The 11,920-nt window shown below is 71.8% G+C and carries 13 protein-coding genes and 1 pseudogene; 8 read left to right on the top strand and 6 right to left on the bottom strand.

Annotated elements, in window-relative coordinates; translation table 11 throughout:
* Both lnt and GUY61_RS26395 read right to left on the bottom strand, forming a co-directional pair.
* Positions 1-1,567 (bottom strand): apolipoprotein N-acyltransferase (gene lnt / locus GUY61_RS26400; protein WP_166632743.1); only part of this gene is annotated, 1,567 nt, incomplete at its 3' end.
* A 95-nt stretch (positions 1,568-1,662) separates the two neighbouring features.
* Positions 1,663-2,166 carry a nuclear transport factor 2 family protein gene (locus GUY61_RS26395; protein ID WP_166632742.1) on the bottom strand — a complete coding sequence of 168 codons (504 nt, stop codon included), beginning with the start codon at positions 2,164-2,166 and terminating at the stop codon, positions 1,663-1,665.
* Between the two features lie 277 nt (positions 2,167-2,443).
* On the opposite strand from GUY61_RS26395, the gene GUY61_RS26390 reads away from it, so the two are divergent.
* Positions 2,444-3,109, top strand: a complete 666-nt coding sequence (locus GUY61_RS26390; protein WP_166632741.1) for a ThuA domain-containing protein — start codon at positions 2,444-2,446, stop codon at positions 3,107-3,109.
* An 11-nt stretch (positions 3,110-3,120) separates the two neighbouring features.
* On the opposite strand, the gene GUY61_RS41940 is transcribed toward GUY61_RS26390, so the two are convergent.
* Together GUY61_RS41940 and mmuM are read right to left on the bottom strand one after the other, a co-directional pair.
* A complete protein-coding gene (locus tag GUY61_RS41940; protein WP_398956953.1) occupies positions 3,121-3,234 on the bottom strand; it encodes a hypothetical protein in 114 nt (37 codons plus the stop codon).
* 204 nt (positions 3,235-3,438) lie between these two features.
* Positions 3,439-4,353, bottom strand: coding sequence for a homocysteine S-methyltransferase (gene mmuM / locus GUY61_RS26385; protein WP_166632740.1), 915 nt, complete (start codon positions 4,351-4,353; stop codon positions 3,439-3,441).
* Between the two features lie 329 nt (positions 4,354-4,682).
* Here mmuM and GUY61_RS26380 point away from each other — a divergent pair, with 329 nt between their 5' ends.
* The 3 genes from GUY61_RS26380 to GUY61_RS26370 are packed head-to-tail and all read left to right on the top strand — an operon-like array spanning position 4,683 to position 7,181.
* Positions 4,683-5,168, top strand: coding sequence for a hypothetical protein (locus tag GUY61_RS26380; protein WP_166632739.1), 486 nt, complete (start codon positions 4,683-4,685; stop codon positions 5,166-5,168).
* A gap of 46 nt (positions 5,169-5,214) precedes the next feature.
* Positions 5,215-6,648 (top strand): hypothetical protein, encoded by a 1,434-nt coding sequence (locus tag GUY61_RS26375; protein WP_208106488.1) that lies wholly within the window; start codon positions 5,215-5,217, stop codon positions 6,646-6,648.
* A complete protein-coding gene (locus GUY61_RS26370) occupies positions 6,645-7,181 on the top strand; it encodes a hypothetical protein (RefSeq protein ID WP_166632737.1) in 537 nt (178 codons plus the stop codon). Before GUY61_RS26375 ends, GUY61_RS26370 begins: the two co-directional genes overlap by 4 nt.
* Before the next feature lie 44 nt (positions 7,182-7,225).
* On the opposite strand, the gene GUY61_RS26365 is transcribed toward GUY61_RS26370, so the two are convergent.
* Positions 7,226-7,462, bottom strand: a complete 237-nt coding sequence (locus GUY61_RS26365) for a hypothetical protein (protein WP_166632736.1) — start codon at positions 7,460-7,462, stop codon at positions 7,226-7,228.
* 12 nt (positions 7,463-7,474) lie between these two features.
* Between GUY61_RS26365 and GUY61_RS40500 the strand changes: the two are divergent.
* The 4 genes and pseudogenes from GUY61_RS40500 to GUY61_RS26350 all read left to right on the top strand — a co-directional run.
* Positions 7,475-7,612: pseudogene (locus GUY61_RS40500) on the top strand (Scr1 family TA system antitoxin-like transcriptional regulator); the annotation flags it as partial.
* Positions 7,609-7,794 carry a DUF397 domain-containing protein gene (locus tag GUY61_RS26360; RefSeq protein WP_166632735.1) on the top strand — a complete coding sequence of 62 codons (186 nt, stop codon included), beginning with the start codon at positions 7,609-7,611 and terminating at the stop codon, positions 7,792-7,794. The pseudogene GUY61_RS40500 and the gene GUY61_RS26360, both read left to right, overlap by 4 nt.
* A gap of 260 nt (positions 7,795-8,054) precedes the next feature.
* Positions 8,055-9,485: an RICIN domain-containing protein gene (locus GUY61_RS26355; RefSeq protein ID WP_166632744.1), complete on the top strand. Its 1,431-nt coding sequence runs from the start codon at positions 8,055-8,057 to the stop codon at positions 9,483-9,485.
* Between the two features lie 81 nt (positions 9,486-9,566).
* The gene (locus GUY61_RS26350; RefSeq protein ID WP_166632734.1) at positions 9,567-10,571 is read left to right on the top strand and encodes an aldo/keto reductase; all 1,005 of its coding nucleotides are present in this window, start codon (positions 9,567-9,569) and stop codon (positions 10,569-10,571) included.
* Positions 10,572-11,056: 485 nt separating this feature from the next.
* Here the strand turns inward: GUY61_RS26350 and GUY61_RS26345 are convergent.
* Positions 11,057-11,920 (bottom strand): beta-galactosidase small subunit (locus GUY61_RS26345; protein WP_243766762.1); only part of this gene is annotated, 864 nt, incomplete at its 5' end.

Raw genomic sequence — 11,920 nt, 5'->3', positions numbered from 1 at the left:
AGGGCGGGGCGGGGCTGCGGCGGTGACGCAGGAAGCGGGCGGCGTCGGCGGCGAGGAGGACGGCGAGGACCGCGAGGGCCGCGTACACCGGCCAGTCGCCGAGCCGCGCGTAGGGGCTGACACCGCTCGCCAGCGGGATCTCGTACACCGCGGAGGCACTGCTGTCGGTGCCCAGCCGTTCGCCGACCTGTTCGCCGCGCGGCCCGTGCAAGGCGCTGACCCCGGTCAGCGTGGCGTGCACGAACGGGCGCCAGGACTCGGCGGCGCGCACGGCCGCGAGCGAGGCGTGCTGCTCGGGAGCCCAACTGCCCTGGAACGTCGAGGTCGCGGACTGGGCGATCAGCACCTGGGCGCCCTCGCGCGTCAGGTGGCGGCTCATGTCGGGGAAGGCGGACTCGAAGCAGACCAGCGGGCCGATCCGCAGCCCGGGATCGCCGGGCAGGGACATCACGACGGGGCTCTCGCCGCGCCTGCGGTCCTCGCCCGCCGCCTCGCCCACCGAGGTCGCCCAACCCAGCACGGAACGCGCCGGTATGTACTCCCCGAACGGCACCAGGCGCATCTTGTCGTAGCGGTCACCGGTCGGGCCCTGCGGGCCGACCAGCACCGAACTCTTGTAGATCCCCGGCCGGTCGGAGCGGCGGGCGTCCACATTGACCAGGATCTCCGCGTCCAGGGCACGGGACAGCGAAGCGAGCCGCGCGGCGAGCTCCGGACGGTCCGCGAGGTCGTAGCCGACGCTGCTCTCGCCCCACACCACCAGGTCCACGTCCTGCCCCGCCAGTTCCCGCGTCAGTTCCTCGCTGCGCGCGAACCGTACGTCGGGCCCGTCGACCACGCCCGGCTGCACCACCGCGATCCGGGCCGTGCCGGTGCGTTCCGGCAGCGGAGCCCAGGCCCAGACGGACCCGGCCGCCATCGCGCACAGGACGAGACTTACGACTGCCGGCGTGCGCGACGACTCGACCGCGACCAGGACGGCGAGGGCCGTGTTCACGGCCACCACGAGCAGGGTGACCAGCCACACCCCGCCGACCGAGGCGAGCCGCAGGGCCGGGGTCACCTGCCACTGACTGGACCCGAGCAGCCCCCAGGGCCCGCCCAGCCCTTCCCAGGACCGCACCAGCTCGATCATCAGCCAGCCCGACGGCACCGCCACCAGCGCGGCGCACACCCTGCCGGCGCCCGGGACCCCGCCGAGTGTCCTGTGAACCAGCCAGCCCCACGGAGCCCAGAACAGTCCCAGGAGCGCGGCGATCAGGAGCGTGAACACGTGCAGGTTCGGCAGCAGCCAGTGATGCACGGCGAACATGAAGCCCAGACCGCCCAGCCAGCCGTCCAGCACCGCGCGCCGGGGAGTGGGCGCCGACCGTATGAGAAGGATCCACGGCACCAGCGCGACGTACGCGAACCACCACCACGCCGGCTCGGGGAAGGCGAGCGCGGGCAGCGCGCCGGCCGTCACCGCTGCCGCCCCGCGCCACCACGGGGAACGCCGCGGACGGGCGGTTCCGCGCAGCACCGCGGAGGACAGCAGCCGCTCGGAACGGCCGGTCGGCCCTCGCATCACGCGCCTCCTCGCCGGCCCGGCGGGCCGTGTGCTTCCAGTGTGGGCCCGGGGCCGGGCCCGGGACAGTGTGCCTCGGCCCTGAGAGTGACCCCTCAGGACCTTGCGGAAACCCCCGGCGCCACATGCCGCCACTTCTCGTGCACGACGACCTCGCGCAGTCGCCAGCCGTCCTCGGTGCGGCTCAGGCCGAAGGCGTAGCGGCCGCCGGAGAAGAAGTTGGCCTCCGGTGGCGCCCCCGCGCCACCGGTGCCGTCGGGGCCGTCGGCACCTCCGAGCCGCATCGGGTTGACGTAGTCGGCCTGCAGTTCGGCCGTGTCCCCGGCTTCCCCGTCCCGGGTGGGCAGCCGCAGCCGCCGGTTGACGATCAGGTGCTGGCGCACCGGGAAGAGCCTCATCGTCCCGGCGAGCCACCCTGCCACCTCGGCCGCCGTGCCCTCGATGCCGCCCGCCGTCCGGTAGTCGGCCCGGCCTCCGGCGGTGAACAGGGCCTCGTAGTCCGCCCATGCGGCGTCGTCCACGGCCACCGCGTACCCCGTGATCAGGGAGTCGATGGCGATCCGGTCCATCACGGTCGAAAGATCCACGCGCTGCGTCATCGGGTCAGTCTCGGGCCGGACGGGCGCGGGGCCAAGCCCCGCGCCGGTGCGGCGGCCCGCCGGGCACGACATCGGGGCACCCGCGGGCGCCTCCCGGAGCCGTTGGCGGGGCGCTGTCTTGACCCGGGCCGCCGTCCGGCAGAGAGTGACAACCGGTTTCCGCATGGCCTGAGCAGGGCGACGGATGGCCAGGGCGAGGGCCACGCGGGGCTGGGCCGGCCGTCCGCACCCTCGCCCGCCGACCCGCCGACCCGCCGACCCGTCCGGAAGTGAGTCCATGCCGCAGCCCCGCGTCCTCGTCTACACCCGCACCACCGCCTACCGTCACGACTCCATCCCCGACGGCATCGAGGCGTTCCGGGAACTCGGCGCCGGGCACGGTTTCGCGGTGGAGGCGACCGAGGACCCGGCGGTCCTCGAAAAGGGGTTCGACGCATGCGCCGCCGTGGTCTTCCTCTCCACCAGCGGCGACGTCCTCACCGACAGCGCACGCGCGGCCCTGGAGGCGTACATGGAGGACGGCGGCGGCTTCACCGGAGTGCATGCCGCCGCCTGCACGGAGTACGACTGGCCGTACTACGGGGACCTCCTCGGCGCCCGGTTCGACCGGCACCCCGACCTCCAGCCGGGCCGGGTCCTGGTCGAGGACCCGGACCACCCCGCGACCAGGCACCTCGGCGCCGCATGGGAGTTCACCGACGAGTGGTACGACTTCCGGTCCGGTCCGCGGCGCGGCGCGGTGCGGGTCCTCGCCCGCGCCGACGAGGCGTCCTACGAGGGCGGTGGCACGGGCGAGGACCACCCGCTCGTCTGGTGCCGGGAACAGGGCGCGGGCCGGGTCTTCTACACGGCGCTCGGCCACACCCGTGAGGCGTACGCCGACCCGGTCTTCCGCGCCCACCTGCTGGGCGGGCTGCGCTGGGCGGCCCGCTGGGAGCACTGAGCCCCGGCGGGTCACTCGCGGGGGATCCACACCCGCATCGCCGCGTCCTCCCGGTTCGCCCACAGGTGGTAGGGCACCGCGGTCAGCGTGACCGCGGCGCCGTCCGAGCGGCGGCGGGCCGGCACGGTGACCACCGTGACCCCGCCGAGGAGCCCCGGGCGGCGTTGCCCGCGCCGTCGCCGGTCTGTCAGGGTGACGCCCTCCGACCCTCCGGCCGGAGCCCCGGGCGCCCTGTCCGGCCGTCCTGCCCGACGGGCACCCCGACCGGCCGTCCGGCCCGCGTCCCCGGCCACCCGTACCCCGGTCATGCCCGTCCGAGGGCCGGCGGCTCAGCCCAGCCGGGCGGCGAGCTCCCGGATCGAGTCCGGGCCGACGCGGCAGCAGCCGCCGATCAGCCGGGCGCCCGACCGCTGCCAGGCCCGCACCCGTTCCGGGTCGAAACCGGCCCGGCCCTTCCACGCGCGCGCCCCGGCGTCCCAGGTCTCGCCGCTGTTCGGGTAGACGACGACGGGCTTGCCGGTGACGCGGGCCGCGATCTCCACCGCGCGGTCCGCGTCACCGGGGACGCAGCAGTTGATGCCGACCGCGACGATCTCGTCCGCGTCCGCCGCGAGGGCGAAGGCCTCCTCGAGCGGCTGACCTGCCCGGGTCCGGTCCCCGGCGACGCTGTACGAGAGCCAGGCGGGCATCCCGAGTCCGCGCACCGCGCGCAGCAGGGCCTCGGCCTCGTCGGTGTCCGGGACGGTCTCCAGGGCGAACACGTCGGGGGCCGCGGAGGCCAGCACCTCCAGGCGGGGCCGGTGGAAGCGCTCCAGTTCGCCGACGCTCAGCCCGTACCGGCCGCGGTACTCCGAGCCGTCCGCCAGCATCGCCCCGTAGGGGCCGGCGGACGCGGCCACCCACAGTGGCCCGGTGACGCCCCCGGCCCCTGCGCGTCCGGCGGCCTCGCGAGCCAGTTCCACGCTGAGCGCGAGCAGTCCGGCTGCGCGGTCGCGGCCGATGCCGCGCCGGGCGAAGCCCTCGAAGGTGGCCTGGTAGCTCGCGGTGATCGCCACGTCGGCGCCCGCCTCGAAGTAGGCCAGGTGTGCGTCCGTGATCGCTTCGGGCTGTTCGGCCAGCAGCCGCGCCGACCACAGTTCGTCGCTCAGATCGTGCCCGGCGGAGGCGAGCTGGTTCGACAGGCCGCCGTCGAGTACGAGCGTGCCACCGCTCAGGGCCTCGGTGAATGTGGTCGCGCTGGTCATGGGCCCTCCGTGGTGCGGGTGCGCACGACCGACGCTATCCGACCGGGCGCGGGGTGGGTCCGACTGCCGCCTGGACGTGTCCGGCCCGGCCCGTTCCGCGAGAACCCGTCCTGCGCGAGGGGGTTCCGCGGCTGCCGGTCTTCCCCGACGCGGTCACGCCGGCTACGCCGCGTCAGCGTTCGGCCGCTCGGGGCGGTCGGCGTTCCGTTCCCGGTGTACGGCTGTGAAGAGCCACGGGAGCGCTGGGCGGCGGCATAGGAACTCTGTTTGCAGTCCCGCCGGTTGCTAACGTTGCACGTGACGTTGCCGATCGGAGCGGGGGAGGGACGTTGACGTTCGACGAGGAATGGGCGCAGCTGGTCTCGGAGGCCAGGCAGCGGCAGTCCACTGGGATGCGGCTCAATCAGCTCGAACCGGGATCCGGTGGGTCCGGCGGCGCGGCCGGTCCGGACCTCGTCGTCACTCAGGACGACCTCGGGGCGGTCGGCCATGAGGCGTTCCTGATGCATGCCGAGCTGCACAAGACCGCCGACATGGTGGCTGCGGGTGCCGACAAGAACGGGGAGGGTTCGACCGCGCGGGCCGCCAAGGAATTCTCGGCCCGCAACCTGACCATGGGTGGCGAGCTGTACACCACGCTGTCGGTGTGGGACTCGCAGGTCAAGACCGTCCTGCAGATGTGCGCACACATCTCGAACCACCTGGACTACTCGAAGAAGCTGCACGCTGGCGAGGACGCGGCGATCGCGGCCACCATGCGCGGCCGGGACGGGACCTCCATGCCTGTTTCCGAGATCTCCAAGTACGTGAAGTGAGCAGGGGGCGCGACTACCTGTGGGCACATTCACCTATTCCGATCTCATGGCACTGGACCTCACCAGGCTGGACACCGCGGTCACCGACTGGAAGACGATGGCCGGCCGGCTCGCCAAGCTGCAGACCGAGGTCAGGGACGGCCTCCTGGAGAAGTCCGAGGGGGCCCGCTGGCAGGGTGTCAACGCCACTGTCACAAGGGACTTCGTGCGCAGTACCGCCAAGGAGTTCGGGGACCTCCACGCGGAGGCGCAGAGCATTCACAACGTACTCGCCGACGCGTACACCGAGCTCTCGCAGATCCAGAAGCGGGCGAAGCAGCTGGCCGAGGAGGCACGCAGAGGGGATCCGGACCGAAGCCCCGAGCCCGACCCCGGCCTGCTGGTGATGGACGGTGAGAAGGGGACGGTGAAGGTGATGGAGGCGGTGTGCGACGTGAAGGGAACGGCGCAGCGCACCAAGGACAGGATGCAGTGGTACGCCGACACCCTCACCGGCCTGGTCGCCCACGCCGCCGAGATCGACGCCGCGGCCACCCGGGCCCTCCGGAAGTCCCATGGCGGCGACCCGCACAACGCCGGCCATGCCTCGTACACCTCGCTCGACGAGGACCAGTTGCCGCGCGCCATGAAGCTCGCCTCGCTCGGCGAGGACGCGAACGACAACCAGCGGGCCGAGCTGCGCCGGCTGTGGCAGTCGCTGAGCCCGCAGGCGCGCGGTGAGATGTGGGCGCAGCACAAGGACGATCTCCTCGCTGCCGGAATCCTCGCGCCTCAGTCGAAGCGCATGGCTGCGGACCGAGGGGCGGGCGCGTACGACATCGAGTCTCCCGGCGCACACGACCACTGGATCCAGGCGCAGGCCACGGCGATGGCCAACGCGGGCGACTTCGTGGGCAACACCGATGCGGCGGCTCACATGGATCACTACCTCCAAGGGCTCGGCACCCCGGTGGACCTGGACGTGGACCGGATGCTGACGGACGACGAGACACTCAGGCAGAGCGCGGATTACGCCATCGCGGACGAGCAAGAGAGGTGGCGCCGGCAGGCGCTCGAGGCGTTCGAGGAATCGGGGGGCAGACCCGTGTCCATCCCGGTGGAAACCCCGCCCCAGAGCTACACCCACACCGACCGCAACTGGTATTTGGCAGTCGGCAGTGGCATGACGAACACAACGGGCGTCGTCACCGTCGTCCCGGGCGAGAACGGTGAGCCCCGGGTCAGTCTCGACTACCAGGTGAACGTGTGGGACCGGTACAACTGGGACCCAGGCAAGACGACCCCCATCGGTCCGACCGAGGTGACCGACGCCGACATGGCGCGGCTTCACACCACTGGTCTGGCCCGAGAGTTCGACATGCGAGGCAGCGGATCGGTGCAACACCACGACCTCAGTTCCAGCGGCGCACTTCCCGAACCCGTGGACCCGGGACGCGACGGAACGCGCACCGACCCCGGGCGCAACGGGGACGCCCGATGACGCAGACACACCATCGGTCCCACCAGAAACGCGCCATGCCGACCCTCGGTGCGACGGCGCTCATCTGCCTGATCGGACCGGCCCTCGCCGCCTGCTCGGCCGCCGGGTCCGGCGCGGCCGACCGGACGGGGAGCGTTCCGCAATGGGACGACAAGGCCACACCCGCCACCGTCAGCCGGCAGATGGACATCGAGCTCCCGGCCAAGGCAACGGACCCCCGTGCAGCACGTCAGAACGGGTTCCAGGACGACGGGCTGCTCCTGGCCTTCACCCTCCCCACCTCGGAGACGGACGCCTTCGTGGAACAGCTCAAGCCCGAAAGAGAGCTGAGGGAACGCGACAAGCCCCGCGAGAACCCCGCCAAGCCCATGACCCCCTTCTCCCATCTCGGGCTGCCCGAACCCGAGTCGCTGCCGGACGTCCGGGAAGGGCAGGTCTGCGCCCCGTGCGGCGGTGACTTGAACTCGCTGGTCGTCGCGGTGCACAGGCTGGACGACAGCAACAGCCGCGTCTACCTGCGGGGAGTCGACTGAAGGCGGACCTTCCGCGTACTCCGTCCGTGCCCGCCGGGCGCCCGTCATTGGCCTCCGGGGGCCGCCAACTGGTCCCGCATCCCCGCCTCGATGTGCGTGGCATCGACTGTCGCAGGGAGGGGCCAAGGCCTCTCGTCGCCGTTCCCGATGGCGAAGCTGCTCGGGAAGCGCACGCTCGCCGGTGAGGGGACGTACGAGTCGCGCAGCCACCGGGCGAACACGGCCGCCTCGTCCGCGGTCGCGTCGACGATGCTCACGAGGGCGTAGTCGGGCGCGGGCATGGCTTCAGGGAAGCCCGGGCGGCCGTCCGAATGATCGCGGACCCGAAAGCGGTGAGCAGGATCCACATGCGCTATGCGAGACTGCGCTCGCAGGCACTCTCTCCGAAGGATTCCATGAGCCTGCTGGAGCGGACGAGAGGAGCGCTATGAGCACGCCCGAACTCGACTGGTTCAAGTCCAGCTACAGCAGTGCCCAGGGCGACGACTGCGTTGAAGTCGCCGTCACTGAGCAGGCCGTCCACGTACGGGACTCCAAGGACGTGACACAGGTCCCCTTCTCCGTGGGCCCGGACAGCTGGGCGCACTTCTTGGCTTTCGCGGCGAAAGTCTGACAAAGCGTCACGGCAGCAGAAGTGAAGCAGGACTGCTGCCGTGGCCGCCGACGTCCAGGCAGGCGTCAAACAGTGACGCGGATCCGGGTGGAAGACGTGCCTGCACGGATGCTCTCGAAAGGCTTCAGGAGGCCTAAACTTCGAACAAAATCCCTCAGTTGCGGCCAGGAGCCCACATGGCCACCGAGCGTGAGGAAGGGACCCTCCGCATGATCCGCAACGCTTCAGCCATGCATGCCGCGCTCTCCCCTCGGAGACGGATCCGGAAACTCGCCGGGGTCCTGTCCGCCGTGTGCCTCGCGCTCGCCGCCGTCCTGCTGCCGGCGCCCGCCGCCCATGCCGCGCCCGTGACGATCACCAACGGAACCCGGTTCGCCGACACTTCGGGCAGCCCCGTCCACGCCCACGGCGGCGGGATCATCAAAGTGGGCGCCTACTACTACTGGTTCGGCGAGAACCGCAACGCCGACAACACCTTCCGCCACGTCTCGGCGTACCGCTCGGCCGATCTGAAGAACTGGGAGTTCCGCAACCACGTCCTCACCCAGGCCACGGACCCCGAACTGGCCGTCGCCAATATCGAACGCCCCAAGGTCATGTACAACAGCGCCACAGGGCAGTTCGTGATGTGGATGCACAAGGAGAACGGCTCCGACTACGGCGAGGCACGGGCCGCCGTTGCCGTCTCGGCCACCGTGGACGGCGACTACGCCTGGCGGGGCAGCTTCCGGCCGCTGGGGCAGCACATGTCCCGGGACATCACCGTCTTCAAGGACACCGACGGCACCGGCTACATGATCTCCGCCGCCCGGGAGAACTACGACCTGCACATCTACCGGCTCACCGCCGACTACACGGGCATCGACAGCCTCGTCGCCAACCCCTGGCCGGGAGGCCACCGCGAGGCGCCTGCGCTGTTCAAGCGAGGCGACGTGTACTTCATGCTGACGTCTGGCGCCACCGGCTGGAGCCCGAACCAGCAGCAGTACGCCACCGCCGCCAGCCCGGCAGGGCCCTGGTCCGCCATGCGCAACGTGGGCGACTCCACGGGGTACGGCTCGCAGACCACCTACGTCCTGCCCGTGCAGGGCGCCGGCGCCACCTCCTACCTCTACCTCGGCGACCGCTGGGGCAACTCCTTCGGCGGCACCGTCAACGACTCCCGGTACGTATGGCTGCCGCTCGGCTTCCCCAGCGCCACCAGCATGACCATGGACTGGTACCCGGAGATCGTCGTCGACGCGGCCGCCGGTACGGTCACCGGCCAGGGCGGCCCCTACGAGTCGCTGACCGCACGGCACAGCGGCAAGTGCCTGGACGTGCCCAACCAGTCGCTCACGGCGGGCGTCGCCGTGGTGCAGTACACCTGCAACGGGGGCGGGAACCAGAAGGTCTGGTTCAAGGACGCCGGTAACGGGGACGTCCGGCTGATGACGCGCCACAGCTCTCTCTGCCTCGGGATCCGCGAAGCCTCCGGCGCCGACGCCGCGGCCGTGGAACAGCAGACCTGCGGCACGGGCGCGCACCAGCGGTGGCAGGTGCAGGACGCGGGCGGCGGATACGTACGCCTCGTCGCCAGGCACAGCGGAAAATGCCTCGACGTGCTCGACGAATCGACCGCGAACATGGGCACCGTCGCCCAGTACACCTGCACCTCGGGCACCAACCAGCAATGGCGCCGGACGGCCTGACGCGCACGGCCCGCGACACTGGAGCACAACAACCACTGGGCCGCCCGCACCGGCAGCACCACCCATACGAGAGAGAGAACGATGCCCTACCTCGCCGCCCAAGACCGCTACGACGGGATGCAGTACAAGCGCTGCGGCCGCAGCGGAGTACTGCTGCCCAAGGTCTCGCTCGGCCTGTGGCACCGGTTCGGTGACACCACGCCCCTGGAGAACCAGCGCGCCGTGCTGCGCCGCGCCTTCGACCGGGGCGTGGTGCACTTCGACCTCGCCAACAACTACGGACCGCCCTACGGCTCCGCCGAGTCCAACTTCGGCACGCTGCTCGCCCAGGACTTCCGCCCGTACCGCGACGAGCTGTTCATCTCCAGCAAGGCCGGCTACGACATGTGGCCCGGTCCCTACGGCGACCTCGGCTCGCGCAAGTACCTGCTCGCCAGCCTCGACCAGTCGCTCGCACGCATGGGCCTCGACTACGTCGACCTGTTCTACTCGCACCGCTACGACCCCGACACCCCGCTCGAAGAGACCATGGGGGCGCTCGACTCGGCGGTCCGGCAGGGCAAGGCGCTCTACGTCGGACTGTCCAACTACCCGCCGGAGAAGATGACCGAGGCCGCCGGGATCCTCAGGGAACTCGGCACACCGCTGCTGATCAACCAGCACGCCTACAACATGCTGGACCGCACCATCGAGAAGAACGGGCTGATCGCCGCCTCCGCGGAGGCCGGCGCAGGTGTCATCGCCTTCTCACCGCTGGCCCAGGGCCAGCTCACGGACCGTTACCTGCACGGCATACCCGCCGACTCGCGGGCCGCCATAGGACACTTCCTCAAGGCCGAGGCGCTCGACGACGGCAAGGTCGCGCTGCTGCGCGCGCTCGACGCCTTCGCGCGCGGGCGCGGCCTGACCCTGGCCCAGCTCGCGCTGGCCTGGGTGCTGCGCGACGACCGGGTCACCTCGGTGCTCGTCGGCGCCGGGAGCACCGAGCAGCTCGACCAGAACCTGGGCGCCCTCGACGTGCCGCCGTTCGGCGAGGACGAACTGGCCGAACTGGACGGGCTGCTCGTCAAGGGCGGCGCCGCCTGACGGCCCACCGGTGCCCGGCGGTGACCGGATGCCCGGCGGTCACCTCGTCCGGCGGCCACCGGACGGCTGACGGCCGCAGGGCGCTCCTGACCCGGCCGGCCACCCCGCCTCGGTGGGTGACCGTGCCTCGGTGGGCAGCCGTGCTTCGATGGGTGACCGCGCCTCGGTGGGCAGCCGTGCTTCGGCGGGTGACCGCGCCTCGGCGGGTATCCGTGCCAGGTGGACAGCCCCGCTGGGGCGGACAACCCCGCTTCGGTGGGCAGCCCCGCTGGGGCGGACAACCCCGCTTCGGTGGGCAGCCCCGCTGGGGCGGACAACCCCGCTTCGGTGGGCAGCCGTGCTTCGGTGGGTGACCGTGCCTCGGCGGGTAACCGTGCCCCGGTGGACAGCCCCGCCCGGCCGGCCACCCCGCTGGGGCGGGCGGACGACCGCGCCCCGGCGGTCCGGCCCGTCACAGGCTGATGCCCGTCACCGACCGAAGCCCCTCACCGGCTCTCCACGACGGAGAAGGTGAAGGAGAACGCGGCGGGCGCGACGTCCAGCCGGTACCGCGGCAGGACGCCCGGCCCGCAGGACTGCGAGCCGATGCCGTGCTGGGCGTGGTCGAGGTTCACCCACACCGTGTCACCGGGCACCAGGTCCGTGGTGTGCTCGGCCGCGTCCAGTTGCTCGCTGGTCCACCGGCGCGCACTGAACCAGAACGCCGGCTCGCCCTCGATCCTCATGTCACCGAGTTCCACCCACCGGACGTCCGCCCGTGCGCCGTTCTCCTGCGGCCGCACGTACGGCGTCTGCAGTTCGTCCACGCCGGACCGCCAGCGCCCCAGCATCGAGGCGGCCCGGGTGTCCGGGTACGCCTCGCCGGGTCCGCCGCCGAACCAGTGCGCCCGGTCGTACGAGGACGGCAGCCCGAAGCGGATGCCCAGCCGGGGCAGCGGGCAGGCCCACTCGCCGTCGGGTGTCACCTCGACGGCCAGCCGCACCCTGCTTCCCGACGCCGTCCAGGTGTATGTCGTGAACAGCCCCAGGTCCGTGGCGGCCGGAGCCACCCGGGTCCTCACCACCAGGGAGTCGTCCGTCAGCTCCACACCGTCCGGCCGTTCCCGCATGCGGTGCAGGCCGAGGTTCCGCCAGATCAGGCCGAACCGTTCCTCGGGCTGCCAGGGTGCGCCGTTGTCGTTGTCCGTGGGCGCGCGCCACACATCCAGCCGCAGTCCGCCGACCGCCACAGGACCCAGGGTCCTGAGGGCGCTCGTACGCGCGTCGAAGGACGCCGGACCGAGGCGGACGAGCGCCCCGTCGTGCCGCGGTGCCTCACCCCTGGCCGGGGGCGGGGCGCTCGTCCGCCT

The sequence above is a fragment of the Streptomyces sp. GC420 genome (assembly GCF_009916105.1).
In the GTDB taxonomy this organism is placed as follows: Bacteria; Actinomycetota; Actinomycetes; order Streptomycetales; family Streptomycetaceae; genus Streptomyces.
Note: the sequence above shows the minus strand (reverse complement) of the source record. Positions and strands in the feature narration are given on the sequence as shown.

What these genes read in the sequence shown, in the direction of transcription:
- mmuM (WP_166632740.1), bottom strand. Translation starts at nt 4,353, where the DNA reads ATGACCAGCGCGACCACATTCACCGAGGCCCTGAGCGGTGGCACGCTC.
- GUY61_RS26360 (WP_166632735.1), top strand. Translation starts at nt 7,609, where the DNA reads ATGAGCACGCCCGAACTCGACTGGTTCAAGTCCAGCTACAGCAGTGCC.
- GUY61_RS26375 (WP_208106488.1), top strand. Translation starts at nt 5,215, where the DNA reads ATGGCACTGGACCTCACCAGGCTGGACACCGCGGTCACCGACTGGAAG.
- GUY61_RS26365 (WP_166632736.1), bottom strand. Translation starts at nt 7,462, where the DNA reads ATGCCCGCGCCCGACTACGCCCTCGTGAGCATCGTCGACGCGACCGCG.
- GUY61_RS26390 (WP_166632741.1), top strand. Translation starts at nt 2,444, where the DNA reads ATGCCGCAGCCCCGCGTCCTCGTCTACACCCGCACCACCGCCTACCGT.
- GUY61_RS26370 (WP_166632737.1), top strand. Translation starts at nt 6,645, where the DNA reads ATGACGCAGACACACCATCGGTCCCACCAGAAACGCGCCATGCCGACC.
- GUY61_RS26395 (WP_166632742.1), bottom strand. Translation starts at nt 2,166, where the DNA reads ATGACGCAGCGCGTGGATCTTTCGACCGTGATGGACCGGATCGCCATC.
- GUY61_RS26350 (WP_166632734.1), top strand. Translation starts at nt 9,567, where the DNA reads ATGCCCTACCTCGCCGCCCAAGACCGCTACGACGGGATGCAGTACAAG.